Origin of the sequence: Streptomonospora sp. PA3 (genome assembly GCF_009728995.1) — a bacterium.
Classification (GTDB): Bacteria; Actinomycetota; Actinomycetes; order Streptosporangiales; family Streptosporangiaceae; genus Streptomonospora.
Genome location: NZ_VTZW01000009.1, coordinates 521,208 through 543,933, shown reverse-complemented (window position 1 = coordinate 543,933; position 22,726 = coordinate 521,208). Strand labels below are relative to the sequence as shown.

Annotated in this window: 21 protein-coding genes and 4 tRNA genes; 6 read left to right on the top strand and 19 right to left on the bottom strand. The window is 72.7% G+C overall.

Translation table 11 applies throughout. The annotated features are described in order from the left end of the window. Positions 1–177: 177 nt before the first annotated feature. The gene (locus FZ103_RS10850) at positions 178–1,893 is read right to left on the bottom strand and encodes a serine/threonine-protein kinase (protein ID WP_156000578.1); all 1,716 of its coding nucleotides are present in this window, start codon (positions 1,891–1,893) and stop codon (positions 178–180) included. 282 nt (positions 1,894–2,175) lie between these two features. Here FZ103_RS10850 and FZ103_RS10845 point away from each other — a divergent pair, with 282 nt between their 5' ends. Together FZ103_RS10845 and FZ103_RS10840 are read left to right on the top strand one after the other, a co-directional pair. Further along, entirely contained in the window at positions 2,176–2,532 is a 357-nt protein-coding gene (locus FZ103_RS10845; protein WP_186356106.1) for a zf-TFIIB domain-containing protein, read from the top strand. Between the two features lie 54 nt (positions 2,533–2,586). Beyond that, positions 2,587–3,240, top strand: a complete 654-nt coding sequence (locus FZ103_RS10840; protein ID WP_186356105.1) for an AAA family ATPase — start codon at positions 2,587–2,589, stop codon at positions 3,238–3,240. A 126-nt stretch (positions 3,241–3,366) separates the two neighbouring features. Here FZ103_RS10840 and FZ103_RS10835 read toward each other — a convergent pair whose 3' ends face one another. The 7 genes from FZ103_RS10835 to FZ103_RS10805 form a co-directional block, all read right to left on the bottom strand. Beyond that, on the bottom strand, positions 3,367–4,482 hold the full coding sequence (locus tag FZ103_RS10835; protein WP_186356104.1) for a cytochrome P450: 1,116 nt from the start codon (positions 4,480–4,482) through the stop codon (positions 3,367–3,369). Then, a complete protein-coding gene (locus FZ103_RS10830; RefSeq protein ID WP_186356103.1) occupies positions 4,479–5,816 on the bottom strand; it encodes a cytochrome P450 in 1,338 nt (445 codons plus the stop codon). Before FZ103_RS10830 ends, FZ103_RS10835 begins: the two co-directional genes overlap by 4 nt. A 295-nt stretch (positions 5,817–6,111) precedes the next feature. Continuing rightward, positions 6,112–8,460: a cation-translocating P-type ATPase gene (locus tag FZ103_RS10825; RefSeq protein ID WP_156000575.1), complete on the bottom strand. Its 2,349-nt coding sequence runs from the start codon at positions 8,458–8,460 to the stop codon at positions 6,112–6,114. Between the two features lie 310 nt (positions 8,461–8,770). After that, positions 8,771–9,370, bottom strand: a complete 600-nt coding sequence (locus FZ103_RS10820) for a GNAT family N-acetyltransferase (RefSeq protein ID WP_156000574.1) — start codon at positions 9,368–9,370, stop codon at positions 8,771–8,773. Between the two features lie 122 nt (positions 9,371–9,492). After that, a complete protein-coding gene (locus FZ103_RS10815) occupies positions 9,493–10,287 on the bottom strand; it encodes an ion transporter (RefSeq protein ID WP_186356102.1) in 795 nt (264 codons plus the stop codon). A gap of 127 nt (positions 10,288–10,414) precedes the next feature. After that, positions 10,415–10,834 carry a VOC family protein gene (locus FZ103_RS10810; protein ID WP_156000573.1) on the bottom strand — a complete coding sequence of 140 codons (420 nt, stop codon included), beginning with the start codon at positions 10,832–10,834 and terminating at the stop codon, positions 10,415–10,417. A 234-nt stretch (positions 10,835–11,068) separates the two neighbouring features. Continuing rightward, entirely contained in the window at positions 11,069–11,308 is a 240-nt protein-coding gene (locus FZ103_RS10805) for a winged helix-turn-helix domain-containing protein (protein WP_186356101.1), read from the bottom strand. 162 nt (positions 11,309–11,470) lie between these two features. Here FZ103_RS10805 and FZ103_RS10800 point away from each other — a divergent pair, with 162 nt between their 5' ends. Together FZ103_RS10800 and FZ103_RS10795 are read left to right on the top strand one after the other, a co-directional pair. Then, complete coding sequence (locus FZ103_RS10800; protein ID WP_156000572.1) at positions 11,471–11,794, top strand: hypothetical protein; 324 nt, start codon at positions 11,471–11,473, stop codon at positions 11,792–11,794. Then, positions 11,791–12,006 (top strand): hypothetical protein, encoded by a 216-nt coding sequence (locus FZ103_RS10795; RefSeq protein ID WP_156000571.1) that lies wholly within the window; start codon positions 11,791–11,793, stop codon positions 12,004–12,006. Before FZ103_RS10800 ends, FZ103_RS10795 begins: the two co-directional genes overlap by 4 nt. A 79-nt stretch (positions 12,007–12,085) precedes the next feature. Here FZ103_RS10795 and FZ103_RS10790 read toward each other — a convergent pair whose 3' ends face one another. From FZ103_RS10790 to FZ103_RS10770, 5 genes are all read right to left on the bottom strand, one after another. After that, positions 12,086–12,979 carry a helix-turn-helix domain-containing protein gene (locus FZ103_RS10790; RefSeq protein ID WP_156000570.1) on the bottom strand — a complete coding sequence of 298 codons (894 nt, stop codon included), beginning with the start codon at positions 12,977–12,979 and terminating at the stop codon, positions 12,086–12,088. A gap of 328 nt (positions 12,980–13,307) precedes the next feature. Next, a complete protein-coding gene (locus tag FZ103_RS10785) occupies positions 13,308–14,783 on the bottom strand; it encodes an alanine/glycine:cation symporter family protein (RefSeq protein WP_186356100.1) in 1,476 nt (491 codons plus the stop codon). A gap of 320 nt (positions 14,784–15,103) precedes the next feature. Continuing rightward, positions 15,104–15,787 carry a molecular chaperone TorD family protein gene (locus tag FZ103_RS10780; RefSeq protein WP_186356099.1) on the bottom strand — a complete coding sequence of 228 codons (684 nt, stop codon included), beginning with the start codon at positions 15,785–15,787 and terminating at the stop codon, positions 15,104–15,106. Positions 15,788–16,223: 436 nt separating this feature from the next. Then, positions 16,224–16,952: an rRNA methyltransferase gene (locus tag FZ103_RS10775; RefSeq protein WP_186356098.1), complete on the bottom strand. Its 729-nt coding sequence runs from the start codon at positions 16,950–16,952 to the stop codon at positions 16,224–16,226. 72 nt (positions 16,953–17,024) lie between these two features. Beyond that, positions 17,025–17,099 (bottom strand) — tRNA-Asp (locus tag FZ103_RS10770). 393 nt (positions 17,100–17,492) lie between these two features. Here FZ103_RS10770 and FZ103_RS10765 point away from each other — a divergent pair. After that, positions 17,493–17,870 (top strand): RNA-binding S4 domain-containing protein, encoded by a 378-nt coding sequence (locus FZ103_RS10765; RefSeq protein WP_156001010.1) that lies wholly within the window; start codon positions 17,493–17,495, stop codon positions 17,868–17,870. Positions 17,871–17,933: 63 nt separating this feature from the next. On the opposite strand, the gene FZ103_RS10760 is transcribed toward FZ103_RS10765, so the two are convergent. The 6 genes from FZ103_RS10760 to FZ103_RS10735 form a co-directional block, all read right to left on the bottom strand. Further along, entirely contained in the window at positions 17,934–18,572 is a 639-nt protein-coding gene (locus FZ103_RS10760; protein WP_156000568.1) for a DUF6221 family protein, read from the bottom strand. A 203-nt stretch (positions 18,573–18,775) separates the two neighbouring features. Continuing rightward, the gene (pip, locus tag FZ103_RS10755) at positions 18,776–19,741 is read right to left on the bottom strand and encodes a prolyl aminopeptidase (RefSeq protein WP_156000567.1); all 966 of its coding nucleotides are present in this window, start codon (positions 19,739–19,741) and stop codon (positions 18,776–18,778) included. A gap of 250 nt (positions 19,742–19,991) precedes the next feature. After that, positions 19,992–20,065 (bottom strand) — tRNA-Phe (locus tag FZ103_RS10750). Positions 20,066–20,091: 26 nt separating this feature from the next. Then, positions 20,092–20,166: transfer RNA gene (locus FZ103_RS10745), tRNA-Asp, on the bottom strand. Between the two features lie 113 nt (positions 20,167–20,279). Next, positions 20,280–20,352, bottom strand: a tRNA-Glu gene (locus FZ103_RS10740). A gap of 105 nt (positions 20,353–20,457) precedes the next feature. Further along, positions 20,458–22,086 carry a metallophosphoesterase gene (locus FZ103_RS10735; RefSeq protein WP_156000566.1) on the bottom strand — a complete coding sequence of 543 codons (1,629 nt, stop codon included), beginning with the start codon at positions 22,084–22,086 and terminating at the stop codon, positions 20,458–20,460. A gap of 122 nt (positions 22,087–22,208) precedes the next feature. On the opposite strand from FZ103_RS10735, the gene FZ103_RS10730 reads away from it, so the two are divergent. Continuing rightward, on the top strand, positions 22,209–22,562 hold the full coding sequence (locus tag FZ103_RS10730; protein ID WP_156000565.1) for a metallopeptidase family protein: 354 nt from the start codon (positions 22,209–22,211) through the stop codon (positions 22,560–22,562). The last annotated feature ends 164 nt before the right edge of the window (positions 22,563–22,726 follow it).

Here is a 22,726-nt window from a genome sequence, read left to right as displayed (position 1 = left end):
AAACGCGGCGTGCGCTCGGCGGCAAGCTGCGACCGCGCTTCGCGAGGCGCGCCCATTGCCGCAGCAGACCCCCTCGGCAACCGCGGGCCCGGAGGGCACACCAGAACCCCCTCGGCAACCGCGGACGCGGAGGGTGCCTGACAACCCTCGCCAACCGGGGCGCCGAATCCTTTGTGGCTACTCCGCGGGCTCGAAGGACTCGGTCATCTCATCCAGGATCGCCTGGTTGCGAGCGAAGTCCTCCTCGGTCGAGACCAGGAAGAGCGCGTAGCCCTTGTCCTCGGTGTGGAAGGCGCGGTTGACGGCGTGCATGCGGCCGCTGGAGCCGTCGAAGGTGAACTCCCAGTCGGCGGCGCTGATGTAGTCGTCGGTGTAGGGCTCGCCCAGGGCCTCGATGCCCACCAGTTCGTAACCGGGGAAGTTCTGCGAGAGCGTGGGCTCCTGGTTGTGCCAGTCCTCCTCGGCGTTGCCGGCCGGGGTGTCGGTCTGGTCGATCTGCAGGTAGCCGCCGGAGGGGATGTCGAAGAAGACGCTGGTGCCCTCGCGGCGGTCGTAGGACCAGGTCTCGGGGATGTCGACGGAGAAGCCCGTCTCGTCCTCGTACTCCTCCATATCGGGCAGCTCGGGCTCGTCGTCGCCGTTCTCGCCGTCGGCGCCGGTCTGCTGGCCGGCGCCCTCGCCGGTGTCGGCGGAGGGCCGGGCGCCGCTCCCGTCCGTGCCGGCCGACTGCTGTGCCGTGGGCCGCTCAGGGCTGGGTGAAAGCGTTTCGCCCGCGACACCGGCCTCCTCGGGTCCGCCGCCGAGCGTACCCAGCCAGAACACCAGGGCGGCGACGGCGGCCAGCGCGACCAGGCCGCCCAGCACCGCCAGGGGTGCGCGCCGGCGTCCGCCGCCGTGCCCGTCAGCAGGGTCGGCGGGCGGAGCCCAGGCGCCGCCGGACGCGCCGCCCGCCGGGCCCGCGGCCATCGCCGCCTCCGGCTCCGGCGCCGCACCGGATGCGGTCGCGCCCCGGGCGGGCGGCTGCTCGCGCAGGGTCGCGGCGTGGTCGTCCTGCGGCTGGGCCGCGGTTCCGGCGGCTTCCTGCAGCATGCGTGCGGCCTCGTGCACCGGCGGCCGCTGTTCGGCGTCCTTCTGCAGCAGCCGCTCGATCACCCCGGCGAGCGGCCCGGCTGCCTGCGGGGTCGGCACCTCGGCGGTGACGATGGCGGTCAGTGTCGCCATGGGGGTGTCGCGGTGGAAGGGCGTCACGCCCTCGACGGCCTGGTAGAGGGTCACTCCCAGCGACCACATGTCCGTGGCCGGGGTCGCGGGCTTGCCGTGCGCCTGTTCGGGCGCGAGGTAGCTGGGCGAGCCCACGAGCAGGCCGGTCCGGGTGAGGTGGCTGGAGCCCTCCAGGTGGGCGATGCCGAAGTCGGTCAGGACCGCGCGGTCGCCGCGGGCGATGAGCACGTTGGCGGGTTTGATGTCGCGGTGCACGATGCCGCGCTCGTGGGCCACCGCCAGCGCGGCGGCCACCTGGACGCCGATGCGCGCCGCCCGCTCGGGCGGGAAGACCCCCTCGCGCTTGATGAGGTCGCCCAGAGACGGCCCCCGCACCAGCTCCATGACGATCCAGGGGCGCTCGTCGATCTCCACCACGTCGAAGACGGTGATGATCGAAGGGTGGCTGAGCTGCGCCGCGTTGCGCGCCTCCCGCAGCATCCGGGTCCGCAGCACCTCGACCTCGGAGTCGGGCAGCTGCGGTGGGATGATGAGCTCCTTGACGGCGACGGGGCGGTCCAGGAGCTCGTCCACGCCTTCCCAGACGCGCCCCATGCCGCCTTCGCCGATCAGCTCCGTCAGGCGGTAGCGGCCGGACAGCAGGCGCCCCGGCTCACTGTTGTCGTTGGTCATGGGTGGGGATTCCTCGCGTCGTCGGGGCGGCGGGGCCCGCGGCAGGGCCGCCGTCAAGGCGAGTGTAAGAGCAGCAGGCGCGCTCCACGGGCGGAAGGGGGCGCGGCGCCGCACCCCCCCGACGGCGGCTCGGGCGCCCTGCCCGCGATTCTCGCGCCGGTGGGCGCCGCCTGGTGCGCCGATGCCGGGTTCCCTGCCCAGTGGCCGAAAGCGGCCGAGTGGGCCGTGAGGAAGATCGCCCGGTTTTACCCGCGCCACAGCCCCCGCGGCTATCGTGGGAGCGTGATATGCCCCAAGTGCCAAAGCCCGATGCAGACGTTCGACCGCATGGGGATCCACCTTGAGCAGTGCCAGAGCTGCCGGGGGATCTTCCTCGACCGCGGCGAGCTCGAGCAGATCATCGCCGCCGAGCAGCGCCACTACGGTGTCGCGCCCGGCCAGCCGGCCGCTCCCCCGCCCTACCCCGGCGGCACCCCCGCTCACCACGGCGGTTACCGCGACTCCCCCCGGCCCTCCTACGGCTACCAGGACTCCCCGCGGCCCTACGGCCACGGCGGCTACGGCGACTCCCCCCGCCCCTACGGCGGCCACGGCAAGCCCCGCCGCCGCAAGAGCTTCCTGGAGGACCTCTTCGATTAGGGCCCGTCCCATCGCCGCGCCCCGGCGGCACGACGCGGCAGGCGGGAGGGCGGCGTGAACCCGCTGATCTGCGCACGCTGCGGCGAGTACACCGACCGCCCCGCCGTCGACACGGCCGACCCGGCGGGCGCGGTGCTGTGCTGCGCCCGATGCGGGCATCGCGAACCGTTCCGGCGGCTCCCGCTGCTGTGTGTGACCGGCCCCAGCGGCACGGGCAAGTCCACGGTGGCGCGGCTGCTGCTGGAGCGCCTGTCGGACCGCTTCGTGGTGCTGGAGCAGGACCTGCTGTGGACGGGCGCTCTGCGCGACTCGGGTACCGAGCACCCGCTGTTCCGCACGACCTGGCTGCGCGCCGCCGCGATGATCCAGCAGAACGGCAGGCCCGTCGTGCTGTGCGGCACCGTGGTGCCGCCCGAGTTCGAGGACCTGCCCGAACGCGTGCTGTTCTCCGAGATCCGCTATCTGGCGCTGACCTGCGATCCCGATGTGCTCGCCGCGCGGCTGCGGGCGCGTCCCGCCTGGCGCCAGTGGGACGAGCCCCGCATCGCCGAGATGCTCGACTACGCCCGCTGGGTCCAGGACACCGCGCACGAGATGGACCCGCCCGTCGACCTGCTGGACACCACCGGCGTCCCGGCCGAGCGCACCGCCGAGGAGGTCGCCCGCTGGGTCCAGGAAGCCGTCCGACCGGCGCCGGCCTCGCCGTAGCGGCGCCCGCGCAGGCGCGGCCCCCGCCCGACCACGGTGATCTTGTGCCTGCGGCCATCGTGCGCGATCACATGTGAGCGCAGGTACAAGACCGTGGCCGGCGAGCGGGGGAGGCAACCGCGGGACCTAGCCGGCGGCCGGTGCTCCGGCGGGCTCGTCCTGGTTCAGCAGGACCGGCAGTGCCGTGACACCGCCGGAGACGATCGAGGGCAGGTCCTCCAGCTCCCCGCCGGCCAGGCTGAGCCGGGGGAAGCGCTCGAAGAGCATCGGCAGCACGATCCCCAGCTCCAGTCGCGCCAGGTTGGCGCCCAGGCAGTAGTGCGGGCCGTGGGAGAAGGACAGGTGCGTCTTGTCCGCGCGGGTGATGTCGAACAGGTGGGCCGTCCCGCCGTAGCGGTCGGGGTCGCGCCCGGCTGAGCCGTAGCCGACCAGGATCGCCTCGCCGGCGCCGATGCGCACCCCTTCGATCTCCAGGTCCTCGGCGGCGTAGCGCAGCGGGACGTTCTGGATGGAGGTCTCCCAGCGCAGCGTCTCCTCGATCACGTCGTCCCAGGAGTACTCGCCGCTGCGGACCATGCGGAGCTGGTCGGGGTGGGTCAGCAGCGCCCGCACCGCGTTGACGATGAGGTTCATGGTGGTCTCGAACCCGGCGCCGATGATCAGGATCAGCGTCCACACCAGCTCCGACTCGCTGAGCCGGTCCTCGTCCTCCGAGCGCGCCTGGATGAGCGCGGTAGTCAGGTCGTCGCCGGGCTCGTCGCGCTTGGCGGAGACCAGTCCGGCCAGGTAGGCCTGCACCTCCAGGTGGGTGCGCCCGGCGACCTCGGGCGGGGTGTCCTGGTTCATGATCAGCCCGATCAGGCGCGCGAGCTCGGCGCGGTCCTCGGGCTCGGCCACCCCGAACAGGTCGGCGGTGACGGTCATGGGCACCGGCCGGGCCAGCGCCTCCTTCAGCTCGACCTCGCCGCCGGAGGCCGCCATGTCGTCGAGCAGCGAGCGCACCAGGGCGGTGATCCGCTCGCGCAGCCGCTCGACCCGGCGCGGGGTGAACGCCTTGGAGACGAGCTTGCGCAGGCGGGTGTGGTCGGCGTCGTCGCGGGAGAGCATGTTCTCATTGGCCACCCAGGAGATGAGCTGCCAGTCCGGGGGGATCCGGCCTTCACGCCAGTCGCGCCAGTGCTTCGGGTTCTTCTTGACCGAGGGGTGGGCCAGTACCGCCGAGACCGCCGCGTGCCGTGTCACCGCCCACGCCGGAACATCGCCAGGAAGGCGGACAGGGACCACCGGGCCGGTGTCTCGGAGTCGTCGGGCCTGCTCGTGGAGGTTTCCGGGGACGAGGGGGACTGCTGCCATGGCGTCTCTTCCTGAGTGGGGGTCTGGGGGACGAAGGAGACGGGCAGTCGGGTCAGCGACCGCGAGAACGGGGAGGTGCGCCACTCGAGTTCATCGGCGTCCACGGCCAGGCGCAGGCCGGGCAGCCGGCGCAGCAGCGTCTGGATCCCGGTCGTCGCGATCATGGTGGCGAGATCCTGTGCGGGGCAGCGGTGCGGGCCGACGCCGAAGGCCAGGTGGGCCCGGTTGGCGAAGCCGTCCACCTGCGGACTGTGCTCGTCGGCCACGGCGTGGTTGGCGGCGGCGAAGCCGAGCAGGAGGGGCGAGCCCTCGGGCACCACGCCGCCGTTGGGCAGGGGGACGTCGGAGACCGGGTACATCACCGGGTATCCGATCAGCGGCGGGTCGTGCCAAAGCACGTAGTCGACCGCGTCGGCGACGTCCATGCGCCCGCCGGAGATCTCGTCGCTGAACTCGGAGTCGGTGAGGATCATCCGCATGGCGTTGCCGATGAGGTTGGCGGTGGGCTCGTTGCCCGCGCCCACGATCAGCACGAGGTTCTGCAGCACCTCCTCGTCGCTGAGCCCGGCCCGGTGCTCCATCAGCCAGGAGGTGACGTCGTCGCCCGGCTCCTTGCGCTTGCGGGCGATGACCCCCGAGACGACGCGCTCGATCTCGGCGTTGGCGCGCTCGGCGTCGACGGCGTCCATCATGGCGGCCAGGGCCGTCATGAACCGCCGGCCGCTGTCCTCGTCGAAGCCGAACATGCGGTTCATGACCAGCAGCGGCAGCAGGCGGGCGTACTCGTCGAGGAGGTCGGCCTCGCCCAGCTGGCAGAACCCGTCGACCAGGGCCTCGGCGACGCGTGCGGTGTAGTCGGCGATCTCGGCGGAGTCGATCCGGCCGAGGCTGTCGGTGACGGCCCGGCGCAGCCGCTGGTGCTCGGCGCCGTCGGCGTAGAGCACGTTGGGGCGGTACTCCATCATGCCCAGCACCCCGGCGTCCTCGGAGACCAGCCCTTCACGCCAGTCGCGCCAGCGCCGGGAGTCGCGGCTGAAGGTCGTGGAGTCGCGGCACCAGGAGATGATCGTGGCGTAGTCGACGACCAGCCAGCCGCGGACCCCGGGTTCGAGCATGGCCGGCACCACCGCCCCGTGCGCCTCGCGCATGCGCTGGTAGACGCGTTGCGGATCCCGGTGGAACTCGGGCTTGTACAGCTCGGCGTACGGGCATCCCTCAGTCACTCGGTCCGTCCTCGGGCTCGCAGGGCGTGGCGCAAGGCGGTGCGGCGGCACCCGTGCCGGCCCACCGCGCCCTCGATGCGCCGAAACTCCCGAAGGAGGGGGTTTCGGCGTTGCACCCTATGACAAGCCCGGCCCCGGGGGGAAGCGCTGTGCTACTGATTGGCGACACAATGTCCGGAATGATGGGCGTTCCGGGTTGGCTCGGGATGATTCGGATGGAGAAGACGCCCCGATCCGGACGGCCGCATACGGCGGAGGCGGCGCACGGCCGCCCCCGCTGCGCGTTCCCCGGTGATCAGCGCGCCGGTTCGGCCGGGCGCGTCCGCCCGGCGTCCGCGGCGGCGCCTTCAGCACCGCCGCGATCGGCCTGTGCCGAGCGCGCCAGCGGGCGGAAGGCACGCAGCCGCAGGCTGTTGCTCACGACGAAAACGCTGGACAGCGCCATCGCCGCACCGGCGATCATGGGGTTGAGCAGTCCGGCCGCCGCCAGCGGGATCGCCAGCACGTTGTAGCCGAACGCCCAGAACAGGTTGCCGCGGATGGTGGCCAGCGTGCGCCGGGAGAGCCGGATGGCGTCGGCGGCCACCCGCAGGTCGCCGCGGACCAGGGTGAGGTCGCCGGCCTCGATCGCGACGTCGGTGCCGGTGCCCATGGCCAGGCCGAGGTCGGCCTGCGCCAGCGCGGCGGCGTCGTTCACCCCGTCGCCGACCATGGCGACCGTGCGGCCCTCCTCCTGCAGCCGCCGCACCACGGCCGCCTTCTCCTCGGGCAGCACCTCGGCGACGACCTCGTCGATACCGACCTCGGCCGCCACGGCCTCGGCCACGTCGGCGGTGTCGCCGGTGAGCAGCACCGGCCGCAGCCCCAGCGCGCGCAGCCGGGCCACCGCCTCCGCGCTGGTGGGCTTGAGGGTGTCGGAGACGGAGAGGACGGCACGCGCGGCGCCGTCCCAGCCGACCGCCACAGCGGTGCGGCCCTGCCGGCGCTCCCGGTCGGTGGCGCGCTCCAGCTCCGCGGGCAGCTCCATGCCCCGCTCGGCCAGCAGCGCGGGGCGCCCGACCAGCACCCGGCGGCCCGCGACGGTCCCCTCGACCCCGCGTCCGCCGATGGCCGCGAAGCCCTCCACTCCCGGCAGGTCGCCGACGCGCTGCACCGCGCCCGCGGCGACGGCGCGGCCGATCGGGTGCTCCGAGGCGTCCTCGACCGCCCCGGCCAGCCGCAGCACCTCCGCCTCGTCGGCGTCCTCGGCGGCGGCCAGACCGGTCAGGGCCATGCGCCCGGTGGTGACGGTGCCCGTCTTGTCCAGCACGACCGTGTCGATGCGGCGGGTGTTCTCCAGCACCTCGGGCCCCTTGATGAGGATGCCCAGCTGGGCCCCGCGCCCGGTGCCCACCAGCAGCGCGGTCGGGGTGGCCAGCCCCAGCGCGCACGGGCAGGCGATGATCAGCACGGCGACGGCCGCGGTGAACGCCTCGGCGGTGCCCCCGGTGGCCAGCCAGAAGACGAGGGTGGCCGCGGCCAGTGCGATGACGACCGGCACGAACACGCCGGAGACGCGGTCGGCCAGGCGCTGGATCTCGGCCTTGCCGCTCTGCGCCTCCTCCACCAGCCGGGCCATCTGCGCGAGCTGGGTGTCGGCGCCGACGCGCGTGGCCCGCACGAGCAGCCGACCGCCCGCGTTGACGGTCGCACCGGCCACCGCCGATCCCGGGCCCACCTCCTCGGGCACCGACTCGCCGGTGAGCATGCTGCGGTCGACCGCCGATGTGCCCTCTTCAACGACGCCGTCGGCGGCGAACTTCTCGCCCGGCCGGACGGCGAACACGTCGCCCACGCCGAGCCGGTCGACGGGCACCCGCTCTTCGCGGCCGCCGCGCACCACGGCGACGTCCTTGGCCCCGAGCTCCAGCAGGGCGCGCAGCGCGTCGCCGGCGCGGCGCTTGGAGCGGGCCTCGAAGTAGCGGCCCAGCAGGATGAAGGAGGTGACGCCAGCGGCGACCTCCAGGTAGATCTGGCCCGCGCCGCCCCCGCGCTCGACCGTCAGGGAGAAGCCGTGCATGGCACCCGGCTCGCCCGCGGTGCCGAGGAACAGGGCGTACAAGGACCAGCCGAAGGCGGCCAGCGTGCCCATCGACACCAGGGTGTCCATGGTCGCCTGGCCGTAGCGGAGGTTCTTGGCGGCGGCCCGGTGGAAGGGCAGGGCGCCCCAGACGACGACCGGCGCGGCCAGGGCCAGGGAGGCCCACTGCCAGTAGGTGAACTGGAGGGCCGGGATCATCGCCAGGGCCATGACCGGCGCCGACAGCACCAGGCTGACGAGGGTGCGGGTGCGCAGTGCGCGCAGCGGGTCCTGCTCGTCTTCGGCCGCGGCCAAGGCGCCGTCGGCGGCGGGCTTGGGCGGGGTGGCGGTGTATCCGGCCTTCTCGACCTGCGCGACGAGGTCGTCGACCGTCACCCCGTCGGCGTAGGTGACGCCGGCCTTCTCGGTGGCGTAGTTGACCTCGGCGGTGACGCCGTCGAGCTTGTTGAGCTTCTTCTCGACCCGGTTGGCGCACGACGCGCAGGTCATGCCGCCGATGGCGAGTTCGATCCGGTTGGCCGAGCCCTCGGGTACGCGTGCGAGCCCGGTGCTGTCCCTGCTCATCGTGGTCCTGCCTCCTCCGCTGCCGCCCGCCGCGAGAGCTGTGGGCCGGCGGATTCTCCCTCTCGCAGCCTAGTACCGATACCGGCCTGGGGTATGCGCGCCGCCCGGGCGGCCGACCGGCGCGACGCATGGATACTATACCCCCCTAGGGTATCTGCCACGCAAGACTGCGCCACGGTATCCGCCCGGCACCGCCCCCGCCGGCGGACCGGAAGGGGCGGACGGCGCAGCGCGATCGGCGGGAAGCGCGGATGCGGGCGGGGGTCGGAGGGCGGGGGTCGGGGGGCGGAAACCGGAGCGGACTAGGGGCTCAGTCGTCCTTGAGGGTGAGCCGGGCGATGGGGCGCCCGCTGCCGGGGTGGGCGGAGCAGGTGAAGCCGGCCTTCTGGAACATGCGCACGGTCCCGGTGTACACCTCGGCACTGGGCGCGCGGCCGCCGGCCGTGTCGACCGGGTAGGCCTCCAGCACGCGTCCGCCGCTGGCGCGGGCGTGCTCGATCGCCCCGTCCAGCAGTTGCGACCCCAGCCCCTTGCGGCGGCGGCGCGGCGGCAGCCAGAAGCACACCAGCGACCACACACCGGGCTCGTCGGGATCGGCAGGGCGCAGCGAACGCGAGCGCGCCAGCCGGATGAAGTCCTCACGCGGCGCCACCGAGACCCATCCGCACGGCTCGGCGCCCTCGTAGGCGATCAGCCCGGGAACCTTTCCGTCCAGCGTCACCCGGCGCAGCGCCTCGCGGTTGCCGTCCCCGCGCTCGGGCGGAGCGCACGAGACGCTCGCGGTGAAGTCCTTGGCTCTGCGCCGGAAGTAGACGCACCAGCAATGGCCGTAGGCACCGGTCGGCCCGAACAGCCGTTCCAGGTCTGCCCACCGTTCCGGGGTGGCGGGCTCTATCGCGACGATGGTCATCTGGCCCCCTCGAACACGGGCGGTTGTGACCTAGAACACTAGCGACTCCCATCCCGAGAAGGCACCCTCACGGCCCGCGACTTGCGTCCTGGGTCACACCGGGAGCCGGCCGGGACCGGGGTTCACGCCGCCTCGCGGTCGCGGCGGAGTTCGGCGACTTCCGCGCGCAGGGCGCGGAGTTCGGCGAGGATCTCCTGCTGAGGGTCCTCGTCCTCCTCGCCGGCCGCGCGGCGGCCGGCCTTGTCGTGCTCCAGGGCCTCGACCGCAACGGCGATGAACAGGTTCAGCGCGATGAACGTCGAGGCCAGGATGAACACGACGAAGAACACCCACGCCGCGGGCTGCTCGGCCATCACCGTGCGGGCGATGGCGCCCCAGCTGTCGCCGGTCATGATCTGGAACAGGGTGAACAGCGACGTCAGGATGTCGCCGAAGTGCTGGGGCACGTTGGCGCGGAAGAGGTTGGTGGCCATCACCGCCGCCACATACAGCAGCAGCGCGACCAGGAACGAGATCGAGGCCATGCCCGGCAGCGCCTTGAACAGACCCGTGACGACGTGGCGCAGGGTGGGCACGACCGAGAGCAGGCGCAGCACCCGCAGCACGCGGAGCACGCGCAGGACGGAGAACGGCCCCGAGGCGGGCATCAGCGCGATCAGCACGATGACCAGGTCGAACCAGCTCCACGGATCGCGGAAGAACCGGCCCCGGTAGGCGAATATGCGCAGCCCCAGCTCGACGACGAACACGGCCAGCACCAGCATGTCCACCCGGTGCAGCAGCATGCCGTGAGCCCGCAGGACGCGCGGGGAGGTCTCCAGTCCCAGCACCGCGGCGTTGACGAGAATGACGGCGATGACGCTGTACTGGAACCACCGGGCCTCCACGATCCGTGTGACGCGGGCGCGCACGCTCACGGGAAGGCTCTCCCCTCACGCTCTCCAGTTGGCCGTGATCACGGCAGCCTATCGGTCGCAAAGCCCCGCACGGCCGGGCTTTGCGACCGCTTCCGGCCGCCCGTGGCCGTCGGTGCGCGCGCCGGCGCTACTGCGGGGTGCCGCGCAGTTCGGCCGCGATGAGCACGTTGCCGTAGAGGTCCGCGAAGTGCAGCGAGCGGTGGTCGGCGTCCTCGCGCTCGGCCCAGACCCGCACCCCGTTGGCCGCCAGCCGCGCCCGGACGCGGTCGAGGTCGTCGGTGTAGAGCACCAGCAGCGGCTGATCGCCGCTCTGCCGCCCGACCAGGGCCCGCTCGGTGTCGCCGGTGGCGGGCATGAGCCACAGACCCGCGGTCGGCTGACCGGGCGCGCCGACGTGCAGGTAGCGGTACCCGCCCGCCGCCTGGTCGAAGAGCACGTCGAACCCGAGGACGTCGCGGTAGAACGCCAGCGCGGCGTCGGGATCGTCGACGAGCACGACCATGCGGCCGATTCCGGTGAAGACGGGGGCTGTGCTGTTCGCGGTCATTGCGCAGACATTAGCCCGCGGGACCGACAGAACCCGCGGAACGGGACGCCGCACCTCCCCGCGGGGGCGCCAGGCCCGGCTCCCGCGCTGAGGGTGTCGGTGAGGACACTTTCGGCGCCGAGAGTGTCCTCACCGACACCCTCAGCGCGACCGGGGCCGGAGCGAGACCGCACTGCGCAGGCGTGCCCCGCAACGGTGGTCGGCCTCCTCGCGTGCTGCGGCCTCCGAGGGGTGCTAAACGACGAAGGTGCCCTTCGCCGGAAGGGTAGTGACCCGCCCGCGGTCACGAAGTTCCTGGATCGCCCGGCGCGCCGTACCGAGGGCGACGCCGTACTCCTCGGCGAGGTCCCGCTCTCCGGGCAGCCGCGCTCCGCTCGGAAGATCGCCGGCGTCCATCCGCGCAACCAAGTGGTCGGCCACGGCCGCATAGACGTAGCCGATATTCGGTACCTCGAACTCTGGAACCTCACTCACAGTTCCACCGTAGAACGGCCCTACGCTGCAGAAACGTGCCGAACGCGGCGTAGTGCGGTATAGAGCGGTCTGACGCGGTGTACATTAGGAGAGTGAATGATGAAGCCCCGCGACGGTGGCCGCCGTCCGGGGCAGTGGCCTACCAGAGGAGACCTGGCAGACATGAAAATCCTACTGTCCGTCTTGCCGACCCTTGTCCAGCTCATCCGCCCGCCGGGCACTGACGGCTTCCCGCAGCCCCAAGGGCAGACGGGCATGGCCGGCACCGCCCGACCAGGGCTGATCGCCTCAGCGCCCACGGCGCGCGTCCGCCCCTACATCTTCGCGGTCCGCGCCGAGGAAACCCCTTCTTCTGCAGGCGGCTCCTCCGCCCTCTCCCCCGTCCCTCCCCACGTTGTCCACTGGGAACGCAACCGCGCCGCCGTGCACCGGGAGCAGCGCCTGGGCATCGCCGTGCTCGCCGGATCCGCCGGAGGTGTGCGATGACCTATTCCAGCGAAATCCACCGCCGCCCCGACGAGGCGCACGCCGACGCGCTGTACGACATGCTCAGCGACGCCCTGAAGGAGCGCGGCCGGACTCCTGCTCAGCGCGCGCGTGCACAGGACAACGCCGACGCCGCCTTCAGCGTGCTGGACATGTGGCTGCGGTCCGGAGGCGAGCTGCCCACCCCGTGGCGGCGGCGTCCCTTCACCTGAGACCCCGAAGGCTGACCGCCACCCGTTCTCGGCGGACGGGCCGCGCCCGACTCGTCCGCCGAGGACCGGCCCGCCTTCCTCACTCCGGCGCCGTCCCGTTCGTCTCCGCCGAGGAGCGCACACCGCACTCCCGGGCCCAGTCGGCCAGGCGCAGGACGGCCGCGTGGTCGGGGGTCCCGGGGGCGGCGCTGAGGAGGCCGATGTGCTGCTCGTCGTCCTCGACCGCGGCGAGCACCTCCCATTCCAGCGCGAACTCGCCGACCGCCGGATGGGCCACGCGGGTGGCGCCGAAGGGCCGCAGCGAGACGAGGTGCTGGTTCCACCACCGCCGGAAGTCGTCGTCGCGGACCGAAAGCTCCCCCACCAGCTCCTGCAGCCGCGGCTGGCCGTTGCGGGCGCCGCTGTTCATGCGCAGGAACGAGACCGCCTCACGGGCGCGTTCGCGCCAGTCGAGGAACACCGCCCGGGTGGCGGGCTCCAGGAAGACCATCCGCACATAGTTGCGGCGGCGCGGGGCCATCGCCGCCAGGTCGCCCAGCAGCGCCGCGGCCAGGCTGTTCCAGGCCAGGATGTCCAGGTAGCGGCCGAACACCAGCGCGGGCATGCCGACCAAGCCCTCCAGCAGGCGCTCGACGCCGGGACTGACGCGCTGCTCGTCCTCGGCGGCGCCCATGTCGATGTCGGGGTTGGCCAGTTTGAACAGGTGCAGCCGCTGGTCGGCGTCCAGGCCCAGCGCCTTGCCGATGGAGTTGAGCACGGTCCGGGAGGCGGTGCGCAGCCTGCCCTGCTCAAGCCGGGTGTAGTAGTCGACGCTGATCCCGGCCAGCTGAGCGACCTCTTCGCGCCGCAGGCCCGGCACGCGCCGGGTCGGGCCTCCCCCGGTGAGGCCCGCGTCGCGGGCGGAGACGAGCGCACGGCGCGCGCTGAGGAACTCGGCCAGCGGCCCCCGGTCCTGGTGCTGGTCGCCCTGCATGAGGCCCGATTATCGCACCGCCGGTACCCCGGGAGGGAAGATCTTTCCCTGGAACAACCCGCCCTTCTCCCGCACCCGTGCGGGCGGGCAGGCTCTTCTCCGAGAGGGCGGACCCGCTCCGCTGGCCGACCGCAGTCCGACAGGCGGTCTCGGGGGAGGGGGCAGCGGAGCGGTTCGGTGAAGGCGGTGCGGTCCCTTCCGTGGGGGGACCGCACCGCCCTTGCCGTGCGCACACGCGGTGCGAGCACCGTCCCCGCCGGCTCGGCCGGAAGGCGGGGCGTCCGGCGGGCCGGCACGGTAGCCGGTGCGCCGGGCGCCCCGCTGCTGCTTAGCGGCCCGACCCGCCGGCCGACTCGGCCGCGGGCTGCTGCTCGCCGTCCCAGCACTGGACGCCGCGCAGCTGCGGGAACCGGTCGCGGGTGAATACCGGGTCGATCCCCTGCTTGCGCTGGGCCATGTAGTCCTTGAGCACCAGGCCCACGGCTCCGGCGAGCGGCGCCAGGGACACCAGGTTGACCAGGGCCATGAAGCCCATCGCGGTGTCGGCCAGGCTCCACACGATCTGCACGGTGCCGATCGAGCCGAGGAACGTCGCGATCAGGAAGACGACCTTGAAGCCGGTCATCACGGAGCGGTTCTCGGTCAGGAAGGCGACGTTGGCCGTGCCGTAGTAGTAGTTGCCCAGGATCGAGCTGAAGGCCAGGAGCAGCAGCACGATGGTCAGCGCGTGCAGCGACCAGCCGCCCAGTCCCGTCTCCAGGGCCTCCTGAGTGAGCACCGGGCCGCGCTCGGCCCCCAGGGTCGGGTTGGTGCTCAGGATCAGGAACGCGGTCATGGAGCAGATGATGAGGGTGTCGAAGTAGACCCCCAGGGTCTGCACGAGGCCCTGCTTGACCGGGTGGGTGACCGCGGCGGTGGCGCCGGCGTTGGGCGCCGAGCCCAGACCGGCCTCGTTGGAGAACATGCCCCGGCGCACGCCCTGGATGATCACCGTGCCCAGGGTCGCACCGGCGAACTCGCGCAGGCCGAACGCGCTCTGCACGATCTGCGTGAAGACCGCGGGGATCTGGTCGAAGTTGAGCACGACCACGACCGCGCCCATGATCAGGTACAGCACCGCCATGAACGGCACCAGCGTCTCGGTGACGTGGGCGATGCGGCGGACGCCGCCGAAGACGACCAGCGCGGTGACGGCCACCAGCAGCAGCCCGACCACGGCGGTCACCCAACCGGTGGTGGCGTATCCCAGCTCCTCGGCGGAGTTGGCGATCGCGTTGGCGATGGTGTTGCTCTGCACCGCGTTGAAGATGAACCCGAAGGTGATCGTGATGGCGATGGCGAAGATGACGCCCATCCACCGCGCGTTGAGGCCGTGCTGCATGTAGTAGGCGGGACCGCCGCGGTAGCCCGTGCGGTCGCGGACCTTGTACAGCTGGCCGAGGGTGGACTCGACGAAGCTGGTCGCCCCGACGAACAGGCCGGCCACCCACATCCACAGCACCGCTCCGGGCCCGCCGATCGCGATCGCGCCGGCCACGCCGACGACGTTGCCGGTACCGATCCGGGCGGCGGCCGAGATCGAGAAGGCCTGGAACGACGAGATCGCCCGCTTGCCGTCGGGGGCGATCTCGGGCTTGCTGCGCAGGGTCCGGAACATCTCGGGGACCAGGCGCAGCTGGACCACGCCCAGCCTGGCCGTGAAGTGGATGCTCAGAACGGCCAGGATGGGGATGATCACCCACGCCCAGAACGCGTCTGTGAACGTGGTGACGAGGTCGTTGGCGAGTTGGTTGAGTTGTTCCACTGCCCGTGGTGCTCCTTTGCTACGGGGGACGGCACCCGACCCTGCGTACCCGATATGGGCACTTGTTCACGATTCGGAACGACCCGTTATGCGATGACTACCGTTCCGTTACGCCGTCTGCTCCTGACCTGCGCCTGAGCCGGGTCGGTCCCGCGCACCGCCGCGCGCGGGACCGCCGCCCTGTGCGCCGCTCCGCTACCAAGCCTCCACGGCGGCGGCCCTCTCGCCGCAGCGGCGCGCCGAAGAGCGGGGGGCCCGCGGCCGCGGATGCACCGCGAAGCGGCACGCAGCGGGCGGCGAGCAACGGGAGGCCGGCCGGCTCAGCGGCGCGCGGAGTCGGCCGCTGCCGTTCCGTGCGGGGAGGGCTCCGGCGCGGGCGGGGAGGGCTCCGGCCCCCGGGCCTGCATCGGCACAGCGGGGATCCCCGCGCCCGCGCGCCCGCCCCAGCGGCCGTCGGCGAGGACCAGGCGGGCCGCGGGGCGCTCGGGCGCCGGCAGCGTGGCCCGCACCGCCTCCAGCACCCCCGCATAGGGTGTGCCGCGCTGGGCCAGCGCCGCGCGCAGCCGCTCCAGGCCCGGCCGCAGGCGCGCCAGCAGGCGCTCACCGCGCTGGGCGTCGGCGCGGGCGGCGAACTCCAGCACCACCGCGAGGTGGTCGGGCGGCTCGGCTCCGCCGATCCGCCAGCCGCGGCCGGCGTAGACGTCGGCGATGCGGGCGCGGATGCGGCGCCGCCGCCGCGCGTCGCCCCCGGAATGGTCGAGCAGGTGCAGACTCCGCCGCGGCCCGAAGGTGCGGGCGTGGTGTGCGCGCAGCGCGGATTCGGGTTCGGCCGCCGCGTGGTCGCAGAACGCGGCGAGGGCGCGGCGGGCTGCGATGGCGGGCAGGTCCAGCAGCGCGCGGCGCACGAGCGGAAGGCGCTCGTAGAAGCGCCCGTCGGGTGGTGCGAGCAGCACCGATGCCGCCCGCCGCAGCACGGCCTCGGCCGCGGCCTCGTCGAGGAGCACCGCCGCGGGGCCGCGCCCGAGCCCGGCCTGCCCGCTGCGGGCCGGAGCAGCGTCGCCCGGGGCACGGTGGGGATTTCCGCACTCGCACCGCCCTGATAACGGCCCGGAAATCCCGTTCAGCGGTGAACAATACAGGTCGCCGGTTCCCGGTGACCGGCTCAGATATGCATCGAAGCGAAGTAGAAGATCGGCGGCTTCAAATCTATGACCTGCCTGTTTACCGCAATTATCCACTGTCACCACTCGCTTTTTGCGTCGCCGTGGACCCGATGGAGCGCAGCAGTACCTCGCGAGCACCGAACACGCCCCATTAGCCGGAAAGATACCCAAGCAGGGAGCTTCACCCCACACGATATGCTTTCCGGATTTTCGGCCGCGGGAAGTCCGCGGAAAACAGCCCGTCCCGCGGAGGGCCCGGCCGCGGTGCGCGGCCGATTCAGCGCCGCACGTCGCCGGCGCGCACGAGTGCGGCCGCGCGGTTGCCCGCGCGGACCCGCTCCAGCGCCCGAACGCCCTCGGGCAGGGCGACCTTGCGGGTGCGTGCGGTCACCGCCAGCACGGCGTGGTCGGGCAGGACGGCACAGAGCGCGCGCAGCAGCGCGGGGACGGGCTCGCCGGCGGCCGGAGCGTTGGCGAAGGCGGTGAGACCGCCGTAGGGGACGTCGGTGAGCACGAGGTCGACCGGCCGCTCCGGCTCGGCCGGAGCGAACACGTCGCCCGCGCGCACCGTGTGGCCGAGGTCGCCGCCGAGCCCGCGCAACCGCTCGGCCAGCCGCGCTGCGCCACCCGCCCGCTCCAGCAGGGCCGGCTTGTCCAGTTCGGCCGCGCCGGTGCGGAGCTCCCGCTCGCGTTCGGCCAGGCCCTCAACGGTGAGCAGGGCCAGGTTGCGTTCGGCCAGCGACAGGGCGGCGGGGTCGGTGTCGGTGGCCAGCAGCCAGCCCAGCCGGTCGCGGTGCAGCAGTCCCGCGGTGGCCGCGAGGTGCCCGCTGCCGCAACAGGGGTCCCACAGCGCGAGCGGTCCGGCGGGAAGGCGGGCGGCGGCGCGCTGGAGCAGTTCGTCGGTCAGGCGCACGGGGAAGCCGGGGTGGCCCGGCGCGGAGCGGAGCACGTTGCCGCCGGCGAGATCGGAGTGGTCGCGGCGCTCGGTGGCGTATCGGTAGGCCACGGGGTTTCCTTCGCGACCGCGTCGGGCGGCGGTCCGCCTGCACTCGTGCGGTGAATGGTGTTGCGGGATATGCGGTCCTGACGGGATTTGAACCCGCGGCCTCCACCTTGACAGGGTGGCGAGCACTCCTAGCTGCTCCACAGGACCCCGGCGCATCCGCCCGCCGGGGCGGCCGCGCACTCGTACAACTCTAGCGCCACTCGCGAGCGCTCCGCACCATGGATTCCGCCGCCCACCGCCGGCGGCCCCGCCGGCCCGGACCGCCCCCTCCCAGACGTGCCGTATCCCGGTCGGCGCGCTCGGAGCGCTCGGCCGGCAGCCGATCGACCACCCCCGGCAGCGTCCTCCCCCGCGCCCGCCTGCCGAGTCGGGCTACAGTCGGGCAGAGGGCTCGGCGCCGCCGGGCCACCGCAATCGGCACAGCAGCGCCGCCGGCGGCCGCGGTCGCGGCGGCGGTCGGAGGGACAGCAGGTGAACGACCCGGATCGCACCGACCCGCCAGCGCAGCAGGGCGAGTCCGCGGCCCAGTCCGATCCCCGGATGCCGCAGGGCCACCCCAGCGGCCGTGTGGACCGCTGGATCTGGGCCGTGCGGCTGGCCAAGACCCGTGCCGACGCCGCCCAGGCGTGCCGCGGCGGGCACGTGCGCGTCAACGACCGCACGGCCAAGCCGGCGACGACCGTGCGCCCGGGCGACGAGGTGCAGGTGCGGCTGCACGGCGTCACCCGCATCGTCGACGTCGCTCTCGTGATCGACAAGCGCGTGGGCGCGCCGATCGCCCGGCGCTGCTACACCGACCGCAGCCCCGAGCCGACCCCCCAGCCGCCCGGCGCCGTCCTGCGCCGCGACCGCGGAGCCGGCCGCCCGACCAAGCGGGACCGCAGGCAGATCGAGCAGCTGCGCCGCCAGGGGTTCTGAGGTCCGGGTGCCGCGTGGGACACGCCGGTCGCCGGGCGGGCGCCCCGCCGATCGCTCCCGCGGTCAGGACGGGGACTCGGAGCCGCCCTCAGGTGAGCCGGGGCCTTCGAACCTCTCGAGGAGCGCCTGCATCGGGTCGACCAGCGGCCACCGCTGCAGGCGGTTCTGCCACTCGGGGTCGTGCTCGGGATGGTCGCCGTAGGGCTGGGCGAGCAGCAGCAGCGTGAAGCACGGGAAAGGCTCGGGGACCGCCGTGCCCTCTTGCCAGGTCACGCACTTGGGGCAGGTCGGGTCGCCGCGGGAGGCGCCGCCGGTGGGGGTGTGCGCGGCCACCATGCGCCGCTTGGCGTCGATGTCGGCCACCACGTGCACGGGGTCATGGCGCACGATGTGGTCGGCGACCGCCTGCTTGACGGTGAGGTGGCCGTTCCGCACGTGGAGTACGTGGCCGGGCGACGTGCCCATGGCCGACTGCATCGGGTACTCCTGCTCACTGCGCAGCAGCGCCCCGTTCTCGACGCGAAGCATGTCCTGATGCAGGTTGCGCGGCGGGCGCTCCCCGGTGGCCGCATCCACCCACACCCAGCGCTCGTAGCCGGAGACGCCCTCTCCCCCGCCCGGCCTGCTGCGGTAGTCGGCGGCGCGCCGCGCCGTGGTCTCGTCCTCGTCGAGACGGCGGAACAGGAAATCGACGATGCTCACCGGTGCCCTCCCGAGATCGCGGTGTCCGTGTGCGGCGCGCCCGGCAGGCCGCCCCCGGCCCGTGGACTCTACGGCACCGCGGGCCGAGGCGGGCATCCGGCGTCGCGGCGATGTCCCCGGCCCACCCGATGCGCCCTTCCAGCCGGTCCGCGACGCTCCCCCCCCACGGCCGAACAGGCCCGCCCGCCGGGCGAGCGGATCGCTCAGCGAGACGGGTCGATTGCTTTGAAGGAGCGCAAGGCGGCGATGAGCTCGCCGGTGAAGCCGCCGCCCCCGTGGCCGGCATCGTCGACGACGACGAGTCGGCTGCCCGGCCAGGCCCGGTGGAGCCGCCAAGCGGTGTCCAGCGGCCCGGAGACGTCGAAGCGTCCGTGGACCAGTGTCGCGGGGATGCCGCTCAGCCGGTCCATCGCGTCGATGACCTGATCATCGGCCAGGAAGCAGCCGTGGCTCCAGTAGTGGGTCACGAGCCGGGCGAAGGTCATGCGAAACGCCGGGTCCGCATACCTGGGGTTCGGTGTCCAGCCCGGCATCAAGGACACGTGCGTGTCCTCCCAAGCGCACCACTGCCGTGCGGCCTCTTCCCGGGTTTGGGGATCGGGGCCGGCCAGCAGCCGGGCGTAGGCGGCGCAGAGGTCCCCGTCGCGTTCGTCTGCGGGTACCGCCGCGACGAAGCGCTCCCACTCGCGCGGAAAGACCCGTCCCATGTCCCGAGTGATCCAGTCGATCTCACGCCTGGTGCCCGTCGTCACCGCGCCGAGCACCATCGCCAGGACCCGCTCCGGATGCCGCTGGGCATAGACCAGGCCGAGCGTCACACCCCAGGAGTTCCCGACGACGATCCACCTGTCGATGCCCAAGTGCTCGCGCAACCGCTCGATGTCGGCCACCAGATGCGCGGTGGTGTTTGCGGAAAGGTCCGCATCCGGCTCGCCGGCCGGCGGCCGGCTCCGCCCGCAGCCGCGCTGATCGAAGAGAACCGCACGGAAGCCGCCCAGGCCGAACAGGCGCCGAGCGCCGCGGGTGCAGCCCGCTCCCGGGCCGCCGTGCAGGTACACCGCCGGTGTACCCGCCGGGTCGCCGACGGTCTCCCAATACAGGACGTGCCCGTCTGGAACCTCCAGCAGACCGGAGTCATAGGGCTCGACAGCAGAGTTTCGATCTTCCATGTACCCGAGCATCCCCCGTGCGCTCAGCACGTCGAAGCGCGCGGGGACGGAACGCGGCCGAAGCCGGCGTGAGGGCGAGCCGCTCACGCGCAACCGCGAGCGGCAGGCAGGGAGCGATCGGCACCGGAGCGGCCGGCGCCGCATCGACAACCGGCTCGACCGGTACTTCCGGCGGGATGACCGCGAGCGCCCGAAACGAAAACAGCCCTCACCGTGTTCGGTGAGAGCCGTTTCCATCAGCCTTGACGTGTGGCCAGGGACGGGGTCGAACCGCCGACCTTCCGCTTTTCAGGCGGACGCTCGTACCAACTGAGCTACCTGGCCCCAGGGACACCTCGCGGTGTGTGAGGCGGTCCTGACGGGATTTGAACCCGCGGCCTCCACCTTGACAGGGTGGCGAGCACTCCTAGCTGCTCCACAGGACCTTGCTGTGTTCTGTTGTCGCGCGGCTCGACGATGTCCGATTGGTCGGGATCTTCGTGCTCCGCGCTCCGCGTCTTATTCTGCCAGACCTTCGGCAGTGGTTTGACCGGAGCCGTACCCCCAACCGGATTCGAACCGGCGTTACCGCCTTGAAAGGGCGGCGTCCTAGGCCACTAGACGATGGGGGCCTCGACGACGAACGCGGTCGCCACTTCCCACTTCGCCAGTCGTCGGGACGGCTCAAGCATAGGGGAGATTCCACCCCGGTGCCAAAGCGGTTCGCCGCGGACGGGTCACTGAGGCGAGTCGGCCGGCGACGGGGTCGGCTGCTCGGGCCGCGCGGCGGGTGCCTGGGTGGGGGTCGCCTCGCCCGAGGCGGGCGTGGTCGGCGCCGGCGGCGTCGGCGGCTGCGGGCTGGTCGTGGGCGGGGTGATCTCGCGGTCGGGGTTCTCCGAGATGTGGCGCTCGATCTGCGCCGACGTCAGGCCCAGGCCGCCCAGCGTGACGGCGTCCCAGGCCTGGAGCCGCTTGGACTCGGGGTCGAAGTACAGCACCGAGGCCTGGTAGGGCGTCGGCGCGTCCGAATCGCCGTCCAGCGCGCGCAGGCCGGCGCCGCCGGTCGAACCCTGGACCATGTAGCGGGTGCCCGTGGGCTTCAGCTCGGTCCACCGGTTCTGGCTGTTGCCCGCCAGCACCAGCGGGACTCTGCCGCTGAACGCCTGGCCCTGCCGGGCGTCGTGGAACACGGCGACGTCCACCGGCCGATCGCGGCCCTCGATCGAGGCGACCTGTTCGGCGCCGATCGCCGCGAGCTCCTCCTCGGTCGGGTTGTCGAGCGTCTTGTCCGGGGTGAAGCGCGGGTCGCCCGCACCGTAGAAGACGAGGCCCTCCACCTTCTGCACCTCGTCGTCCAACACGACGGCGTTCTCCTGCTGGGCCACCGCCCGCTGGGTGCCCATCGAGTCGTGGTTGCCGCGCACCCACACGTAGGGCACCTCAAGAGACTCGATCTCGTCGACGAAGGCGTCCTCGGCCGCGCTGCCCCTGTCGGTGATGTCGCCGGTGTCGACGATGAGGTCCACCTGGAACTGCTCGCGCAGCGACCGGATGACGTTCCACGCGGCCGGATTCAGGTGCAGGTCGGAGACGTGCAGGACGCGGACGGTGTCCTCGTCGTTCTCATAGACCGGCAGCGTCGAGGTGGCCTCGTAGAGCTGGGAGACGTTGCCCACCAGGCTCGCCAGCTGCTCGCGGTACTGCGAGAACCGGCTGACCGCGCTCTCCACGCCGCCCACCACCTGCGGCGCGCCCGCCAGCAGACCCGTGTAGCGGGGTTCGGCGATGGCCGCCGGGTTGAACGTCGCCGCGCTGAGCCCGCCGGCGCCCGCGAGCAGGAGCAAGGCCGTCAGCGCGCTCAGGCCCGCGCGCCGCCAGTCGCGGAACAGGACGAGCGCGGTGATTCCCGCCCCCGCCACCGCGGCTCCCACCGCCTGCGCGAACAGCCGGATGACGCCGTCGCGCAGCTGGTCGCCGATGCTCTCGGCCATGCGGTTGATCGCCTGGGGGTTCTGGAACATCTCCTGGGCCGCCGACAGCCGGATCTCGTCGATGGAGGCGCGGAAGCTCAGCGGCGCCGAATGGGTGTCGAACGCCAGCCTGCCGAGCGGCGAGACATCGACGACCGTCTCGCCGTCCCAGTCGGGGGACACGCTGAACTCCACGTCGGCGGGCCCGATCGGCGTCACGATCTGGCCGCCGAGGGACAGCCCGAGCCAGCCGCCCAGCAGCGCGGCGACCACGACGGCGGCGACGCGCCAGGTGCGGCCCCGGCGGATGCGTGCGAACCGGGCGGGGGCGGCTCGCCCGGCCTCGACGAGGCGGGATCTCACGCGCGACAACACCTCTCCATCATGCCCGTGCATACGGCGTGCCAACGCAGTCCCGGCGCCTGCCTGCGGCGCGCCCCGCGCCGGCGGGACGGCTCCGGCCCCGCCCCTGTGGACGGGCGGGATCGGACTCGTCACCGCCTGGGCCATGACGCACAATGCGAGACGTGGTCGAACTAACGCGCGCACGATTCGAGGAGCTGGTCGCCGACGCCCTCGACACCATTCCCGAAGAGCTCACCGGCTATATGGACAACGTCGTGATCGTCGTGGCGGAGGATCCGCCCGAACCCGGTCTGCTGGGCCTGTACGAGGGCGTGCCGCTCACCGAGCGCGGCGACGGCTACTTCGGCGTGCTGCCCGATCAGATCTCCATCTACTGGCGCGAGATCTGCGCGGTCTGCGCCGGCCCCGAGGACGTCGTCGAGGAGGTCCGCATCACCGTGGTGCACGAGATCGCCCACCACTTCGGCATCGACGACGAGCGCCTCCACGAGCTCGGGTGGGGATGAGGCCGGCGCCGCCCGGGGCCGCGGCGCCGAAACGCCCCGGTCACCCGGCGCAGTCGCCGCACCGCGCCGCAGTACCCGCGGACTCCCTGGTCAAAACGGGACTTCCGCAATATGAAGCGCAGCGGGTATCTACGCGGCTACAACGAAACAGAAACGAATATGCC